General features: G+C 70.1%; 17 protein-coding genes and 1 pseudogene. 6 read left to right on the top strand and 12 right to left on the bottom strand.

Features of this window, described 5'->3' with window-relative positions; genetic code table 11:
- Positions 1 to 15: 15 nt before the first annotated feature.
- Positions 16 to 900, top strand: coding sequence for an SMP-30/gluconolactonase/LRE family protein (locus ACIO5E_RS24610; RefSeq protein WP_400671515.1), 885 nt, complete (start codon positions 16 to 18; stop codon positions 898 to 900).
- 275 nt (positions 901 to 1,175) lie between these two features.
- Positions 1,176 to 1,508 carry a hypothetical protein gene (locus ACIO5E_RS24605; protein ID WP_400671512.1) on the top strand — a complete coding sequence of 111 codons (333 nt, stop codon included), beginning with the start codon at positions 1,176 to 1,178 and terminating at the stop codon, positions 1,506 to 1,508.
- Here the strand turns inward: ACIO5E_RS24605 and ACIO5E_RS24600 are convergent.
- The gene (locus ACIO5E_RS24600; RefSeq protein WP_400671509.1) at positions 1,462 to 2,034 is read right to left on the bottom strand and encodes a restriction endonuclease; all 573 of its coding nucleotides are present in this window, start codon (positions 2,032 to 2,034) and stop codon (positions 1,462 to 1,464) included. The two genes, ACIO5E_RS24605 and ACIO5E_RS24600, sit on opposite strands and share 47 nt — an antisense overlap.
- On the opposite strand from ACIO5E_RS24600, the gene ACIO5E_RS24595 reads away from it, so the two are divergent.
- Complete coding sequence (locus ACIO5E_RS24595) at positions 1,977 to 2,705, top strand: transposase (protein WP_400671506.1); 729 nt, start codon at positions 1,977 to 1,979, stop codon at positions 2,703 to 2,705. The genes ACIO5E_RS24600 and ACIO5E_RS24595 overlap by 58 nt on opposite strands.
- A gap of 9 nt (positions 2,706 to 2,714) precedes the next feature.
- On the opposite strand, the gene ACIO5E_RS24590 is transcribed toward ACIO5E_RS24595, so the two are convergent.
- Entirely contained in the window at positions 2,715 to 2,936 is a 222-nt protein-coding gene (locus ACIO5E_RS24590) for a hypothetical protein (RefSeq protein WP_400671504.1), read from the bottom strand.
- 52 nt (positions 2,937 to 2,988) lie between these two features.
- Here ACIO5E_RS24590 and ACIO5E_RS24585 point away from each other — a divergent pair, with 52 nt between their 5' ends.
- Positions 2,989 to 3,492 (top strand): AAA family ATPase, encoded by a 504-nt coding sequence (locus ACIO5E_RS24585; protein ID WP_400671501.1) that lies wholly within the window; start codon positions 2,989 to 2,991, stop codon positions 3,490 to 3,492.
- On the opposite strand, the gene ACIO5E_RS24580 is transcribed toward ACIO5E_RS24585, so the two are convergent.
- From ACIO5E_RS24580 to ACIO5E_RS24565, 4 genes are all read right to left on the bottom strand, one after another.
- Entirely contained in the window at positions 3,473 to 4,621 is a 1,149-nt protein-coding gene (locus ACIO5E_RS24580; RefSeq protein ID WP_400671498.1) for an IS630 family transposase, read from the bottom strand. The genes ACIO5E_RS24585 and ACIO5E_RS24580 overlap by 20 nt on opposite strands.
- A gap of 25 nt (positions 4,622 to 4,646) precedes the next feature.
- Positions 4,647 to 5,069, bottom strand: a complete 423-nt coding sequence (locus ACIO5E_RS24575; protein ID WP_400671495.1) for a DUF4241 domain-containing protein — start codon at positions 5,067 to 5,069, stop codon at positions 4,647 to 4,649.
- Between the two features lie 90 nt (positions 5,070 to 5,159).
- The gene (locus ACIO5E_RS24570; RefSeq protein ID WP_400671493.1) at positions 5,160 to 5,495 is read right to left on the bottom strand and encodes a hypothetical protein; all 336 of its coding nucleotides are present in this window, start codon (positions 5,493 to 5,495) and stop codon (positions 5,160 to 5,162) included.
- The gene (locus ACIO5E_RS24565) at positions 5,492 to 6,742 is read right to left on the bottom strand and encodes an IS256 family transposase (RefSeq protein WP_400671491.1); all 1,251 of its coding nucleotides are present in this window, start codon (positions 6,740 to 6,742) and stop codon (positions 5,492 to 5,494) included. Before ACIO5E_RS24565 ends, ACIO5E_RS24570 begins: the two co-directional genes overlap by 4 nt.
- Positions 6,743 to 6,996: 254 nt before the next feature.
- Here ACIO5E_RS24565 and ACIO5E_RS24560 point away from each other — a divergent pair, with 254 nt between their 5' ends.
- Positions 6,997 to 7,344 (top strand): group II intron maturase-specific domain-containing protein, encoded by a 348-nt coding sequence (locus ACIO5E_RS24560; RefSeq protein WP_400671750.1) that lies wholly within the window; start codon positions 6,997 to 6,999, stop codon positions 7,342 to 7,344.
- Positions 7,345 to 7,472: 128 nt separating this feature from the next.
- Here the strand turns inward: ACIO5E_RS24560 and ACIO5E_RS24555 are convergent.
- Positions 7,473 to 7,973, bottom strand: a pseudogene (locus ACIO5E_RS24555) (transposase); the annotation flags it as partial.
- 333 nt (positions 7,974 to 8,306) lie between these two features.
- On the opposite strand from ACIO5E_RS24555, the gene ACIO5E_RS24550 reads away from it, so the two are divergent.
- Complete coding sequence (locus ACIO5E_RS24550; protein ID WP_400671490.1) at positions 8,307 to 8,888, top strand: hypothetical protein; 582 nt, start codon at positions 8,307 to 8,309, stop codon at positions 8,886 to 8,888.
- 152 nt (positions 8,889 to 9,040) lie between these two features.
- On the opposite strand, the gene ACIO5E_RS24545 is transcribed toward ACIO5E_RS24550, so the two are convergent.
- The 5 genes from ACIO5E_RS24545 to ACIO5E_RS24525 form a co-directional block, all read right to left on the bottom strand.
- Entirely contained in the window at positions 9,041 to 10,969 is a 1,929-nt protein-coding gene (locus ACIO5E_RS24545) for a RiPP maturation radical SAM C-methyltransferase (protein ID WP_400671487.1), read from the bottom strand.
- Between the two features lie 14 nt (positions 10,970 to 10,983).
- Positions 10,984 to 11,868 (bottom strand): class I SAM-dependent methyltransferase, encoded by an 885-nt coding sequence (locus tag ACIO5E_RS24540; RefSeq protein ID WP_400671485.1) that lies wholly within the window; start codon positions 11,866 to 11,868, stop codon positions 10,984 to 10,986.
- Between the two features lie 19 nt (positions 11,869 to 11,887).
- Positions 11,888 to 13,231: a cytochrome P450 gene (locus ACIO5E_RS24535; protein WP_400671483.1), complete on the bottom strand. Its 1,344-nt coding sequence runs from the start codon at positions 13,229 to 13,231 to the stop codon at positions 11,888 to 11,890.
- 124 nt (positions 13,232 to 13,355) lie between these two features.
- Positions 13,356 to 13,667, bottom strand: coding sequence for a hypothetical protein (locus tag ACIO5E_RS24530; protein ID WP_280683834.1), 312 nt, complete (start codon positions 13,665 to 13,667; stop codon positions 13,356 to 13,358).
- Positions 13,668 to 13,765: 98 nt separating this feature from the next.
- A complete protein-coding gene (locus ACIO5E_RS24525) occupies positions 13,766 to 15,670 on the bottom strand; it encodes a RiPP maturation radical SAM C-methyltransferase (protein ID WP_400671479.1) in 1,905 nt (634 codons plus the stop codon).
- Between the last annotated feature and the right edge of the window lie 520 nt (positions 15,671 to 16,190).

Genomic DNA, 16,190 nt, shown 5'->3' with positions numbered 1-16,190 from the left:
CTCCCGGAGAGCCCGATGTCCTTCTCAAGCAACCTGCCCGGCCAGGTCGAAGTCTGGGCCGCCGGGGAACACGAACTCGCCGAAGGCGCCCGCTGGATCAACGGACGGCTCGTCTACGTCGACATCCTCGCCGGCCGCCTCCTCGAAGTCCCCGACCTCACAGGGCCGCGAACTCCGCGCGAGATCGCTCGCCTCGACGTCCCGCTCGGCGCCGTCGCGCCGGTCGGCGGCCGCCCCGGACACTGGATCGCCGCCGCCGGCACCGGCATCGCGCTGCTCGGCCCTGACGGCGGCCTGGAATGGCTCGCCCGCCCCGAAGACCGGTCCCCCGTCCGCACCAGGATGAACGACGGTGTCTGCGACCCGCAGGGCCGCTTCTGGGCCGGCAGCATGCCCTACGACGGCACCGCCGGCGCCGGGTCGCTCTACCGCACCGACCACGACAGCTCCGTGCACCGCGTCCTCGACGGCATGACGATCGTCAACGGCCCTGCCTTCAACAGCACGGGCGACCTCCTCTACGTCGCCGACAGCGCGGCCGGCACCATCCACCGCTACACCCTCGACCCCGAGGGCAATCCGACCGACCACGAGGAGTTCGTCCGCACTGCGGCCGGCGGCTCCCCGGACGGCATGACCGTGGACACCGACGGCTGCCTCTGGGTGGCGATCTGGGGCCTCGGCGCGGTCCACCAGTACCACCCCGACGGCACCCACCTGACGACCCTGCGCCTCCCCGCCCGCCAGCCCACCTCCGTCTGCCTCACCCCGACCGGCGGCCACCTGCTGATCACCACCGCCTGCCACGGCCTCGACCACCCGGCCGGCCCGGACGGATCCGTGCTCCGCGCTCCGGTCGCCGCCGCTGCCCCGCCCGCCCACGCCTACCGGCAGGAGTAGACGCAGCCGACCAGCAGGGGGCCCGCGGCATCGGCGTCGCACCGCTCGACCGCGCGACCTCGGACAGCGTCCGCGCTGGCCCGACCTCGGAAGGGCAACGGCTGAGGAACAGCGCTTCGGCGTCGAGCAGACGGTCAGGGACTGGACGACCGCGCCGTGCGGCTGTCCCATCCACGCACTAGCACCATGTCAAATGGCATGAGCGTTTTTGTTCGGACGGTTCAGAGATGGGTATCCAGCTCCCGGCAATTGTCTAGACATCAGCCCACGGCTGATTGTGCTGCCGACCTCATCCCGGTCAGGGCAAGGGCACCGCCACCGCGCCGGCTGCCGCACCGCTCAAGCTGCCCTACGCGGACGGCTTCGAGACGCCGGCCACCACCACCTCGCCCAAGTACTTCACCGACATGAACGGCGCCTTCCAGACCGTCGCCTGCGGCGGAGGCCGCACCGGCAGCTGCCTGCGCCAGATGGCCCCCACCACGCCGATCCGCTGGACCAACGAGCCCTACGACGCGCCGTACACCTTCATGGGCGACGGCAGTTGGTCCAACTACACGGTCAGCGCCGACACCATGTTCGAGCAGGCGAGCACCGTCGAAGGGTAGGCCTGCCCGACGGCGGCCGGTGGCGCTGCGGGCGGTGAGGTTCGTTCTGCAGGCCGTTGCGGGGTGCGGGGATGCGGGGCAGGACGTCCCACAGGGGCTGGCCGCCGGCGGCCCATCGGGCGAGGACGGTCCGGTCGACGAGGAGGACTCCTTGTTCGGCGCCCCACCTCAGGGCGTCGCGGGAGAAGCGGCTGTTGGTGACGACGACGGCGAGGTGCGCGTCGTGGGCGCGCTGGTAGGCGCTGGCGAGGGCATACAGGACGCCGACGCCGCCGGGCTTGCCGCCGGCGGGGTCCTGCTTGTGCTTGCACTGCACGGCCCAGCGCCGTCCTGCCGGGTCCTCGGTGAGGACATCGACGCTCTGGTCGTTGGCGCGTCCGACCTTGCTCGCGCGCCCATAAGACCCTGATCTGGGAACGCACCCGCACCACGCAGCGGCATGCCCTGCTCGACTACTTCCCCGCCGCCGTGGAGGCGTTCGACGACCTGGATGCCCCCGACGCCCTGGAACTACTGGCCAAGGCACCTGATCCGGTAGCTGCGGCGAAGCTGACGACCACGCAGATCGGCGCGGCTCTCAAGCGCGCCCGCCGACGGAACATCCCCGACAAGGCCATCAAGATCCAAGCCGTACTGCGCGCCAAGCATCTGGGGCAGCCAGCCGCTGTGACTGCGGCCTACGCTGACTCGACACGCGCCCTTGTCGCGCTGCTGGTCACCTTGAACGAGCAGGTCAACTTCATGCACGGGCAGGTCGAGGCGTACTTTGGCCGACACCCGGAAGCTGAGATTATCCGGTCCCAGCCCGGGCTGGGACCGGATAATCTCAGCTTCCGGGTACTCGCAGAATTCGGCGACGACCCTCACCGCTACGCCAGCGCCAAGGCCCGCAAGAACTACGCCGGCACCAGCCCGATCACCCGCGCATCCGGCAGGAAGAAGGTCGTGACCGCGCGATATGTCCGCAACGACCGGCTCATCGACGCCCTGATCGCCCAGGCATTCTCCGCACCGCGGGTCTCCCCTGGCGCCAGGGCCTACTACGAGAAGCAACAGGCCCGTGGCATTGAATTCAACGCCGCCCTGCGCCAGCTCGCCAACCGGCTCGTCGGCATCCTGCACGGCTGTCTCAAGACCGGCACGAGGTACGACGAGGCGACCGCCTGGTCGCATCGAGCCCACCCACTCGCCGCTTGATGCCCCAGCTCATGGGGTCAACGGTTCCAGATAGCCGACTTCGAAACGGTCCGCCACTACGACCGCAGTGACCTCACCCGCGTCGTCACGTCCCACACAGACCGGGTAGACACCGTCTCCGCCCAACAGGAAGGTGACCAGCGCGGCCCCAGTCGCGTCATCGACCACCTTGCTGTAGCCGCCATCGATGTCGTCGACGCCTTCGCCACCGCCCGAGGTGAGGGCCCGCATGTAGTGCTCTGACCGCATAGGTTCGCCGGGTTGGTCGGTCTAACCTGGTTCCGTGAAGGAGCAATTGAGCACGGTGGTGCTGATGTGCGGTCTTCCCGGAGCGGGCAAGACCACCTACGCGATGGATCTGGTGCGACGCGGTTTCGCCCGGCTGTCGATCGACGAAGTGGTCTGGCAACGACTCGGGCAGCGCGACGCCGGCCTAGTGCTGGAAGCTGAGGCGTTCGACCGGCTCAAGGAAGTGATCCGCCGCGAGCAGCGGCAGGAACTGGTCGAGCTGATGCTGGCCGGGCGCGACGTGGTGGTGGACTACAGCTTCTGGAGTCGCGCCGCTCGCGACGACTACAAGGCTCTGATTGAGAGCCACGGTTGCCACTGGGAACTGGTCCACCTCAAGGCTGACCGGACGACGCTGGAGCGCCGCCTCGAAGTACGGAGCGGTGTAGAGGGTGCCAACGCCGTCACCGTGGATGAGGCGCTGTTCAACCGCTACCTGGCCAACTTCGAGGAACCGAAGGGAGAGGGTGAGCAGGTCGTCAAGCAGTCCTCGACTTGAGGATCTGAAGCCGTCCGGCGGGGATGGGACGCCCGCCCCAGCGGATGCCCTTTTCGCTGCGTAGGCGTGCACGTTCGCGGCGTTGGGCGGCCAGGACGTCGGGGTGGCGGGCGTTGGCGTTGCGCCAACGGAGGTATCGGTGCAGTTCACGGGTCTGGACGGTGTGGTTGGGGTGGTCGGAGTTGGCGAGGGTGAACTGCCGCAGCGGTCCGAAGTGCGCCTCGATGGGGTTGGCCCAGGAGGCGTTGGTCGGGGTGAAGCAGAGCTCCACCTTGTTCTTCCGGGCCCATTGGCGGATCTTGGCGCCCTTGTGGGCGGAGAGGTTGTCCGTGATCACGTAGATCGGGGCGCCGTCGGGGCGGGCGGCGCGGATCGACTTGAGTGCGGCCAGGCTGTTGGCGGTGCCCTTGCGGCGGTGGTTGACGCCCCAGAGGGTGTCGTCGCCGATGGAGTAGCAGCCGTGGAAGTAGGTGACGCCGTGGGTGCGGTGGTAGGTCGCCGGGACCCGGTCGGGCCTGCCTTGCTCGGCCCAGCAGGATCCGCCGGTCGGGCGTATGCCGAGCGGCCCGAACTCGTCGAACGCGAAAGCGCGGTCGGGGAAGCGGTCCAGGACGTGCTCGATCCGGTCGAGCTTGGCGTCGCGGTCGGGGTCGGTGGACTCCTTCCAGGTCTTGGTGCGCTGGAAGGTGACGCCGCGTCGGGCGAGCAGGCAGCGCAGGGCCTCGCGGCCGATGCGGATCACCCGGCCGTGGACTCTGCGGAGGTAGGCGGCGAGCTTGCGGATGGACCGGCGGGTGAAGGGCTGGGCGATCTTGGTCGGGCGGGTGGTGGCCGTCTGGACGACGAAGTGCTCGTCGTCAGGACTGAGTTGGCGGGGACGGCCTCCCGCCCACGGAGGGTCCAGACAGGCCAGGCCGATCTGGTTGAAGCGGTGAATGACGTCGCGCACCGTGTCCTCGTCGGCCGCCACCAGCTGGGCGATCACCGGGACGTGGTTACCGCCGGCCGAGGCCAGCAGCATCATCGCCCGCCGGTACCGCACTGAACTGGTGCTACCCCGACGCACGATCTGCTGCAGCCGCTGCCCCTCCTGATCAGTCAGTCTGCGGACCCTGACCGGCTCTGCCACCACGCCTCCACACATTGAATGGATGTCAGCCCCCATCCAATCGGCCCCAGCCTCCGCCCGGGCAGAAACCCGGTGAACCTATGCGGTCAGAGCAGTAGCGGCGGCCCAGTTCGGTCCGAGCGATGGAGTCGGCGAAGCAGCCCGTGGCAGAGTCGACGCCGAAGCCGAAGTACTGGCCATCACGCAGCAGCCTCACGTCCTCGCCTGGCGGGACCGCCATCGTCCAGCGGGCGGTCGGCTTCTCGCTCACCAGCAGACGCACGGCATACGTGTCACGGGCGGAGAAGCGGTCGCCGAACATCTCGCCCTCGTAGCTGGCGCCGGTCTCCTGCACCGGGTAGACACCAGGCGGAACTTCGATCGCCAGCGGATCACCCTCCGTGCCGTTGGGCAGGTACGAGGGGTCGCAAACCACCAGCTGCCCTGTCGGCACGGCGATCTCGGTCACCGTTCTCACGGGCTCGATAGTGAGCGGCTCCAACCGATGCCGACGCGTGAACTTGAAGTGAGCAATAGTCAAGACCGGTGGTTGGCTTGGTCATGGCGGCGGGTTGGTTCCCCGGATGGCCTGCCAGCCGGAGTGCGGGGCAGCTGAGGTCAGGAGTTGGACTCCTGTGCCCCGGAGAGTCACCAGCGCGGTGTGGACGGGGTCGAGTTCGTCGACGGATCGCCCGAAGTAGGCGAGGATCTGCGTCAGCTCCAGGGCGATGGCTTCTGCCGAGTCGCGGATGTGGTCGAAGCGGGCGCCGCGACGGACCGGGCCGAGGATGCAGCGCACCGTGGCGGTGGCCTCAGCCGAGTTCACGATGGTGACATGGTCGATCTGCAGTTCCACCTCGGCTGTGTGGCTGCCGGGGTTGAGGGGCTCGGTCATGCCGCCACCTCGGTGCGCTCGACCAGGACGCCGTTCTCGAATCTGCCGCCGGCGCGGACCACGGCGACCAGGTGGGCGCCGGTGATCGCGCGCCATCGGTCCTGGGCGGACTCGACGAGCTTGAAGACCATGGCCAGGGCCGCGGCCGGGCTGCCGGCGCCACGGGTGACCTTGGTCCGGAGCTTGACGGTGGAGAAGGTGGACTCGATCGGGTTCGTGGTGCGCAGGTGGATCCAGTGTTCGGCCGGGAAGTCGTAGAACGCCAGCAGTTCCTCCCGGTCGTCGGTGATCTTCGAGACGGCCTTGGGCCACTTGGTGCCGTAGGTCTTCGCGAACGCCCTGATCGCCCTCTCGGCGTGCGTGCGGTCCTCGGCGTTGTAGATCTCCTGCATCGCCTTCGTCGCGCCCGGCTGTGCGGACTTCGGCAGGGCATTAGTGACATTTCGGGCTTTGTGAACCCAGCAGCGCTGATGGCGGGCCGCGGGGAAGACCTCGGCCAGGGCCTTCCACAGGCTCATCGCGCCATCGCCGACGACCAGCTCCGGGTCGCGCATGCCGCGTCGGTGGCAGTCGCGCAGCAGGTCGGCCCACGACTCCGTGGACTCGCGCAGTCCCTCGGCGAGTGCGATCAGTTCCTTGGTGCCGTCGACGCGCACCCCGAGCAGGACCAGGACGCACGAGTGCGCCTGGCCGAGGCGGACCTTGGGGTGCACCCCGTCGGCCCACACGTAGACGAAGTCGCGGTCGGACAGGTCCCGGGCCTGGAAGGCGGCGTGGTCCTCGCCCCACTGCTTCGTCAGCCGGGTCACCGTGGCCGGCGAGAGCCCGGCGGCCGAGCCGAGGAACTGCTCCAGTGCGGGCACGAAGTCCCCGGACGAGAGCCCGTGCAGGTAGAGCAGCGGCAGCACCTCGCTGACCTTGGGCGACTTGCGGCACCACGGCGCCAGGATCTTCGAGGAGAACCGCTTGCGCTCGCCCGTGGACTCGTCGACGCGACGGTCGTTCACCCGCGGCGCGGTGACCTCGATCGCCCCGGCTGCCGTGGCCACGGTCCGGGGTCGGTGGTGCCCGTTGCGGACCACCAGGCGACGCCCCTGCTCGTCGGTCTCGGCAGCCAACTCGGCTATGTACTGACTGACTTCCGCCTCCAGAGCGGCGGCCAGCATCCGACGGGCGCCCTCGCGGACAATCTCGTCGATCAGGGAGCCGGACTGGGTGGAGCCGTCGTCGGTGACTACGCTGAGCACGGGCGTACCTTCCCGACCCGCGCTGCAACGCGGGCCTACTCGGAGACCTTAAGGATCATTCGGGAAGGTACGCCCTCCGCGTGCCCTCCCGGAGCCGATCCACAAGTCTTGAGCATTGCTCGGAGAAGACGAGGATCACCCACATCGACGAGGGCCTCGACTTTCTCGGATGGCGCATCCAGCGTCACCGGAAGAAAGGCACTGATCGGCAGTACGTCTACACCTACCCGGCGCGGAAGTCGTTGCGTTCCGTGATGGCCAGGGTGAAGGAATTGACCGGACGGCAGAACGTCGGCTTGGCGCTGACAGTCCTGCTGAACCGACTGAACTCGGTGCTGCGGGGCTGTCGCGCGTACTTCCGTCCCGGGGTTTCGAACGTCGCCTTCTGCTACCTCAGCCACTACGTGTGGATGCGGGTAGTCCGGTGGATACGGCGCAAACACCCCGGGATCACGTGGAAGCAGCTTCGCCGCCGCTACTGCGGAGGCGGCTGGTGGCCCGCCACGGAGGAGAGAGAACTGTTCAACCCGGCGAAGGTGAGCACGACCAGATACCGATACCGGGGGACAGTCATTCCGAGCCCGTGGCCCACTGCGGCATGAGGATCTGACCACACCAACGGGGCTTGTGGAGAGCCCGGTGCCCGGAGACGGGCACGCCGGGTTCGGGAGGCGGCTCGGGGAAACCCACTGGTGGAGAGACCAGCAGGGTGCCCCGAGTCGACCTCACCGATGCCTCGCCAGGCCTTCAGCTTGTCGATCAGGCGCTCGACGGTGTTGCGCTCTTTGTAGAGGTCGGCGTCGTGGCTGACGGGCCGGCCGCCACGGCTGCCCTTCCTCGCCCGGTTGACGGCCTGGTCCCTCTTCTCCGGGATGACGGCCTTGATCGCGTGTTGACGCAGGTGGGCGCGGTTGCCGCGGGACGAGTAGGCCTTGTCCCCGGCGACCGCGTCGGGCCGCGTGCGGGGACGGCCGACCGGCCCGCGGACTCGCAATTTCTTGAGCACGGGGACGAACTGCGGGCTGTCGGCGGCCTGCCCCTCGGTCATCATCAACACCAGCGGTCGGCACTTCCGCTCACCGGCGACATGGATCTTGCTGGTCCGCCCGCCTCTGGAGCGTCCAAGCAGTGCGGCCTTCAGACGGAGCTTGCGCCGCCGCCGGACACGTCGTCGTTCTTCGCGTTCTGGACCATCTGTGGTGACCTGTCCGTCTTGTTCTTCCGGGCCGCCCGTTACCCCCACTGAACCCACTCGGGCGGCCGGAAGTATTCAGGCAGTGGTGCGGCAGTTCGCTCTCGGCTCATGTATCGTCGGCAGCGGCGTACGCTGCTCGGAATTCCTGAGAGGTCACGAAGACCGACCCGCGGGCTGCGTGAGCGGTGCCGCTGGTGATCCGCTTGGAGACTACCTCGGAGGCGTCCCGTAGCTGATCCAACTGGCGGCGCCTGACGGCCGCCGCGAACTCCCCGGAGACCTCCCGCTGGTCGATGACGCCAGCCAAGGCCACGTCCCAGGCGCAGCTCGTAGGCCCTCCACCTGCCCGGTTACGCCTGGGTGTTCGACATGGGCGACGGCACCGCCAACGTCGGCCTCGGCGTCCTCGACACCGCCGGCGTCGACCTCGACCGGCGCGACCTGCTGCGCCGCTGGTGCGACCGGCTCCCGCCCGAGTACGGCTACACCCCCGAGGCCGTCACCGAACCCATCCGCGGCTCCGTCCTGCCCATGGGCCTCAACTGCGAACCCCACTACGCGGACGGCCTGTTGCTGGTCGGCGACGCGGGCGGCACCGTCAGCCCCGGTGTCGGCGAGGGTATCGCCTACGCCATGGAATCCGGCCGCTTCGCCGCCGAGACCGCCGTCCAGGCACTCGCCCGCCGCACCGACCGCGGCCGCGAACTCGCCCTGCGCTCCGCCTGCGCTCCGCCTGCGCTCCGCCTGCGCTGGCTACTTCGCGCTCGGCCGGCTCGCCGCCGACCTGCTCGGCCGCCCCCGGCTGCTCGGCGCGGCCGGCGCCGCCGGGCTCGGCAACCCGGCCCTGCTGAAGGTCGTCTTCCAGCTCATGGTCAACCTCACCGAGCCCACTCCAAGGACGCCCTCAACCGGCTGCTCCACCTGGTCGAGTGGATCGCCCCCGGCCGGTGACAGCGCGGGCGCAGGACGGCGCCGCCGTCCCGGAGAAGGTGGGGCGCAGAGCGGCGGGCCGGTAGACCCCGCCCGCGCTGACCGCACCCGACTCGAACTCCCGTCGGCGCGGGCGTCGGTGGAGGGCGAGGCTCCCGCGTGCGGCCGGAGAGCTACCAGTTCGGATTGATCGGTAGGGCCAGGCCGAGGTACCGGCCCTCGTCCTCCAGCATCAGCCCTTGCTCGGTGAGCCCGGTGAGCACGCGCTGCACGGCGTCCGGTGTCGGGTACGGCTCCGGATGCGGCGGTTCCGGGTGCTGTTCGAGCAGCAGCCGAAGAACTCCCGTTGCCGAACGGGGCGCCGAGGTGCAGGCCTCGTACACCTGGGCTTCCATCCCGCGCAGGGAGGTGGTGCGCGGCGGCGTGCCGTACCGGCAGTCGGTCACGACGAGCCGGTCGGCGCCCCGCTGGTACACGAGGGACGGCACCGACGAGCCCTCCCACCGGCGTTGCCAGGCCAGGACGGTCTCCTTCACCTCTCCGTAGGCCCGCTCGTCCAGGGCGGTGGGGGCGTCGTAGGCGAAGAAGTAGGCGATGGCGTCGTGGTTGACGGTGTCCGGATAGGTGTCGCCGTAGGCGGGGATAGGCCGAACGGCGCGGATGTCGACGGCTTGCGGGTCGGTGAAGTACGGGCTGAAACGGTCCAGCCGGATCCGGCCAACGTAGCCCGGCGGGCACAGGTGCGGGATGAGCCGTATGACCTCGATCTGTCGTCGGTAGTCGTCCGGTTGTTCGCCGGGGAAGCCGAGCAGCAGGTTCCAGGCGACGGTGAGACCGTAGTAGCGGCCCCACTTGAGGAAGCAGACGTTCTGGAGGGCGGTCGTGCCCTTGCGCATGAGGTGCAGCAGCCGCGTGCTGAGGCTTTCGATCCCTGGTTGGACGATGCGGGCTCCGCCCTGGGCGAGCGTTCGGATCTGTTCGCGGGAGAGGTTCGCCTTGACCTCGAAGAAGAACGTGTAGTCCTTGCGCTGCCGGGCGAGCGGCCCGAACACCTCGCCGATGTAGCGCTGGTCGAGGATGTTGTCGACGGACAGGAACGCGTACGTGCGGTGCCGGCGGGCGAGTTCGTCAATGCCGCGCAGGGCCCGTTCGGGGGTTTTGCTACGGAAGGCCATGCCGAGGCCGTTGAGTCCGCAGAAGGTGCAGTGGTGCTTGGCCCCCCACCAGCAGCCCCGCGCCGTCTCGAACGGCAGGCCCACGACCTGCCCGCGGACCACTCGGGGCAGTCCGAGTTGCTGGGCGGTGGTGAAGTAGGTGTCGTAGTCGGGTTCGGGCAGGACGTCGAGGTTGGTGACCTGTGGTGCTCGTCCGGCGAAGCGGACGGTGCCGTCCGGGTCTCGGGTGGCGACGCCGGGTACGGTCGTCGGGTCGCCGTCGTCGGCGAGTGCCCGGACGAGTGCGGGCAGTGCCTCGTCGCCCTCGCCGATGACGGCGTAGTCGATCCAGGGCAGGGCCCGTACGTATTCCAGGCCCATCTCGTCCTCGAAGTTGGCGCCGCCGAACACCGTGACCAGGGAGGGGAATTCCTCCTTGAGGCGCCGTGCCAGCGCGAGCGCGGCGCAGTTCTGCTCGAAGATCGAGGAGAAGCCGACCACGTCGAAGGCGGACCAGTCGACTCGCCGAACGCACTCCTCGACGAACCCCGGCAGCACCCGCTCCCGCAGGTCCAGCAGGAAGTCGACGTCGCACCCCAGTTCGGCGCACACCTCGCGGATCTCGGACGGATGGTGGGCGGTGTACCGCGCGTGGGCCGGGGCCAGCTCCCGGAAGGCGGCCGGGGCGAACAGCCATTCACCGAGGAGCACGTCCCGGGTGTGGCAGAGGGCCTCGTAGCGCTCCCAGCCGATGGCCGCGCCGAGTTCGAGGTTAAAGTAGAACGACTCGGCCCGGACGCCGTCCAGGCCGAGGACGGCCCGCAGCAGGCCGAGCTGGATCGAAGGGCGGCGCGAGGACGCGAAGGGCATGTTGACGAGGGCGAGCCGGATCTGGCGCCTGGCGGCCGGTGGGTCGAGGCGGACCTGCTCCGGGTGGACGTGTGCCATGGATGGGCTCCGATTCAACGGGTCGCGTGGGCGATGACGGTCGGCGCGGTGAGGCGGAGGACGCCGTCGTGCTCGTACCGTCGCAGGGCGGCCACGGCTTCCTCGGCGACCTGTCGGCGGGCCTCCGGTGCCAGACGGTCGAGCATCGGCCGCAGGTTCCAGGCGTGGTCGGGCAGGGCCTGCCAGAAGTCCTCCGCGGTGCCAGGCCACGGGCACGGCGCCGCGAGGGTCCGCGCCCGGACGTCGCGGAATCCGGTCGCGGTGAGCAGGGCGCCGAGGGTGTCGGGGACGGCGAATCCGTAAGGGTCGGGCAGTGCCGGTGCCGGTGGTCCAGGCGGGGTGTGCCGAAGGATGACGGCGATGGTGGCTCGGACGGCCGGGGTCGCGCGCGGCGGTCCGAGCGCGGTGAGGACGATCCGGCCGCCGATCCGCAGCACCCGGTGCGCCTCGGCGAGGGCCCGGCCCGGATCGGGGAAGTGCATGACGGCGTTCCGGCAGGTGACGAGGTCGAACGACGCGTCGGCGAACGGCAGCCTCTCCGCGTCGGCGACGCCGAAGACGATCGCCGCGCCGGCCTTCGCCGCGGCCTCCCCGGCGTAGCCGACCATCTCCGGGACCAGGTCCGTCGCGACGACGCGGCCGGACGGCCCGACCAGCGGGGCCAGGGTGAGCGCCGGCTCCCCCACGCCGCAGGCGAGGTCGAGCACCCGCATGCCGGGCCGTGGCCGGGCGGACTCGACGACGGCGCGGGTGACGGCGGCGCCGGCGGTGCTGAACTCGCGTCGCCAGCGGTGCCATCCGCGGGCGACGTCCCGGTAGCCGTCGGCCACCATCGCCTTCTGCGCGGCCGTGCGGCCGGAGGGGGCCGGGGTCGTCGGCGGAAGCGGCCCTGCTGTCATCTGGCACCGTCCCTCCGGGTCAGAACGCCACGGGCAGCGTCGAGAGACCGTGGATGTTGATCTCCTCCCGCCACACCAGTGGTGCGGCGGTGTCGAGTTGCAGGCCCGGGAGCCTGGTGAGTGTGGCCCCGATCGCGGCGTGCACGATCCGGCGGGCCAGCGTGGCGCCCGGGCAGGCGCGCTTGCCGAGTCCGAACGCGATGTGGGGGTTCGGCGACCGGCCGGGGATGAACCGGTCCGGCGCGGGGAAGCGGTCCGCGTCGCGGTTCGCGGCGGCGATGAGCAGGATGACGGGGGCGCCCTGCGGCAGGTCGACGCCGCCGATGACGGTGTCCTCCCGGACGACCCGCGACAGGATGGGCGCCGTGCCTTCGTGCCGCAGCATCTCCTCGACGGCGGTCGGGAGCCGGTCCGGCCCGCGGAGCAGGCGCTGCGCTGGCAGCGGTTGCCGCAGCAGGGTGTTCAGCCCGAGCGTGATGGCGTGGGTCACGTTCTCGTGCAGGCCCAGGATCAGGTTCGCGGCGACGAGCACCCGCTCGTCGTCGGTGAGCCCGTCGACGGCGAGCAGCGCGCTGAGGGCATCCGGTCCGGGCCGCGCGCGCCGCCGAGCGAGGAGGTGCGCGAGACAGCTGATCAGGCTGTCGACGGCGGCTTCGCCGTCGGCCATGGCCGCAGTGCCGCTGAATCCTTCGCTGAAGGTGTGGACGATGTCGTGGACGTCGTGGCCGAAGTGCGAGCGGTCCGCCGCCGGGATAGCCAGCAGCTCGGCGCCGACGACGGCCGGCAGCGGGTGGGCCAGGTCCGCGACGAGGTCCATGCGGTGCCGGGCCACGACCGGGTCGATCAGCCCGTGGGCGATCGATTCCAGCCGGGCGGGCGGCAACTGGTGACCGGCGGTGGCCAACGCCCGCATCATCGCGCGGCGCAGGCGGGTGTGCTCGGGCGGATCGATCTCGTTCAGCAGCCGGCCGAGGAACCGGGTGACCTGCGCGATGCCGGCGTGCTCGGCCGGCGGGACGTTGGCCAGGACGGTTCGGTAGCCGGTCCGGTGGGACAACCGCGGGTCGCGCAGCGCGGTCACGATGTCCGCGTACCGACAGACCACCCAGGACTGCATGGTCTCGCTCCAGTGCACCGGATGCTCGGCCTGCAGCCGGTGGTAGTGCGGGTACGGATCCTCGTGGACCCCGGGCAGGAACGGGTTGTACTGCAGTGGTGTCCGCTCGACCACCCCGGCGGCCCGCAGCAGCGACTCGATCGCCTGCCGTTCGCCCGCCGGAAGGTCGGTCTGCAGGGCGCGCAGCTTGCCGAGAACCCGGCCGATGTCGGTCATCGCGAGGCCGGAATGCGTCAGTTGGGCCATCGGGACTCCTCTCCCGCCCGTCCGGCCCGGGCCTGGGCGAGGGGCCGGGGTCGGTGGTCGCGCGCAACCCTGCCCCGTGCGGCGCGCCGGTCGACGGACCGCACGGGGCAAGGCCGGTCGATTGTCAGAACATCACGGTGCCGGTCACGCCGATGGTGCTGCCGGCGAAGGCCGAGCCGGGCCTCAGCCGGTCGAACTGCGCGATGCCGAGCGAGTCGTCGAGCTGCGCGCGGAATCCCGGCTGCGCCGCCGGTGTGAGTTCCGCCGGGTCCGCGTTCGCGCTCTGCGTACCGGCGGACGCGGCCCGGCCGAGGAGCCACTGCAGGACGTTCTGCTCGCCCGGCGGCAGCCCCTTCGCAAAGGACTCGAGCTTCTGGCTGACGGCGTCGATGTCTTCCGCCGTGACCTTGACTTGGCGGACATTCGGATCGGACACGGGTTCCTCCTTCGACGGGCCTCTCTACGGACGATGTAGGTGGGTGATGGGTTGTTCGGTTCCGGCTGGGGGTCGGTACCGAGCGGACGCCGGTCCGTTCACCAGTTGGGATTGATCGGCAGCGCCAGACTCAGGTACCGGTCGTTCTCGCGCAGCATCAGGCCGAGTGCGGTGAACTCGTCCAGTGCCGCCTGCACGGCGCCCCGGTCGGCCTCGACGTCCGACGCCTCGCCGACCAGGTCGACGATCCGGGACGCGCTGTGTTCGGCGGGCGTGCAGCACTCGTAGACCGCGGCCGCGAGTTCATCGAACGAGAGGACCTGCGCGGGACCGGATCCGCGACCGTCGGTGACGGTCAGCCGGCCGGCACCTCGCTGGTAGACCAGGTAGGGCGGCTGGTCGCTCGCCCACCGCTGCTGCCAATCTTCAAGGTAGCTCGCCAACTCCTCGTGCGCAGCCGCTGGCACGGTTTCGACCGCGTCGTAGGAGAAGAAGTAGGCGATGCGGTCGAGCTCGACGGCGTCCGGATAGACGAAGGCGTAAGCCTGCTCGGGCCGGACGTTGACGATGCCCAGCTCGGCTCGCTGCGTGAAGTTGGGGCTGAACCGCTCCAGCCAGATCCTGCCGAGCGACTCGGGTGGCTGCAGGTGCGGGACCAACCGGGCCGTCGCCAGCTGCTGTTCGTAGTCCTCGGGCCGCTCGCCCGGGAACCCCACCAGGATGTTCCAGTGCATGCTGACCCCGTGATAGCGGCCCCACTTGAGGGCGCGCACGTTCTGGACGGCCGTGGTGCCCTTGCGCATCAGCTGCAACACGTGCGTGCTCAGGCTCTCGATGCCGGGCTGCAGGTGGCGGACGCCGCCCCGGGCCAGTCGCCGGATCTGCTCGTGGGAGAGGTTCGCCTTGGTCTCGTAGAAGAAGGTGTAGTCGCGCCGGAGTTCGGCGAGCCGGTCGAAGACCCCCTCGATGTAGTGCAGGTCGACGATGTTGTCCACGGCGACGAGTTGGTAGACCGCGTAGCGTTCGGCGAGTTCGTCGATGCCGCGCAGGGCCCGTTCGGGGGATTTGCTGCGGAAGGCCATGCCGAGGCCGTTGAGTCCGCAGAAGGTGCAGTGGTGCTTGGCCCCCCACCAGCAGCCTCGCGCCGTCTCGAAGGGCAGGCTGACCCGGTGGCCGTTCGTGCCGGCGGGCAGTCCGAGTTGCTGGGCGGTGGTGAAGTAGGTGTCGTAGTCGGGTTCGGGCAGGACGTCGAGGTTGGTGACCTGTGGTGCTCGTCCGGCGAAGCGGACGGTGCCGTCCGGGTCTCGGGTGGCGACGCCGGGTACGGTCGTCGGGTCGCCGTCGTCGGCGAGTGCCCGGACGAGTGCGGGCAGTGCCTCGTCGCCCTCGCCGATGACGGCGTAGTCGATCCAGGGCAGGGCCCGTACGTATTCCAGGCCCATCTCGTCCTCGAAGTTGGCGCCGCCGAACACCGTGACCAGGGAGGGGAATTCCTCCTTGAGGCGCCGTGCCAGCGCGAGCGCGGCGCAGTTCTGCTCGAAGATCGAGGAGAAGCCGACCACGTCGAAGGCGGACCAGTCGACTCGCCGAACGCACTCCTCGACGAACCCCGGCAGCACCCGCTCCCGCAGGTCCAGCAGGAAGTTGACGTCGCGGTCCATCGCCCGCAGGTGCTCGCCGAGATCACCCCGCAGCGCCTCCACGTAGCCGGAGGCGTCGTGCGCGTCCGCGCGGAAGGCGGCGCGGGAGAAGAGCCACTCGCCGAGCAGGAGGGTGCGGTCGTTGCACAGGACCTCGTAGAGGTCCCAACCGAGCGACGCGGCCAGGTCCAGGTTGAAGTAAAGCGACGTCGCGGGGACACCGTGCCGTCGCAGCACCGCTGTCAGCAGCCCGAGCTGGATCGAGGGACTGCGCGCGGACGTGAAGGGCATGTTGACGAGCGCGACGCGCGGTGCCGTCCCCTTCGGCCGGGGCGGCCCGACCGGCCACAGGGTCTCGTCCATCGGTTTCTCCCGCACGGCTCGTCGTGGTCACGTGGATCGACAGGCTCTGGCGAGTTCCTTCACCCCGACGCCAGGCGGCGCGCCACGGAGGCAGGTGGTCGACCACCCGCGGCCGACAACGGCCGCCTCCATCGTGTGGCAACGTCTCACCACAGCGTAAGTGCGGACACCGGTCACCGCCCGGGACGCACCCCGCTCGGCGCCCGTCCGGAGGTGGTGCGGATCGCGGACTACGCCCGCCGCCGAGCCGGCCGGTGACAGGCTGCGCGGTGGGACGGGGAGCGGCCTAATCTGGAAGGGCGCGTACGGTGCGGGCCTGCGGGCCGGTGTGCCCGTGGGCCGTCGACGGAAGCGGTGGCCATGACGGTGATCTCGGCGGCTCCGTTCTACCGACTGGCGGCCCGGGCTGCCCGGTGGGGCCGCGCTGATGCGCGAGTGCGCCGCCCGGGGTTGGACGGTGGTGCTGACCGGGCGGGCCGGCCGGGGCGCCTTAGCGATTCGCCGCCTTCATACGGGTTCC

The organism is Kitasatospora sp. NPDC087314 (assembly GCF_044744365.1).
Taxonomy (GTDB): Bacteria; Actinomycetota; Actinomycetes; order Streptomycetales; family Streptomycetaceae; genus Kitasatospora.
The sequence above is the reverse complement of the archived record's forward strand: the minus strand, read 5'-3'. Positions and strand labels throughout refer to the sequence as shown.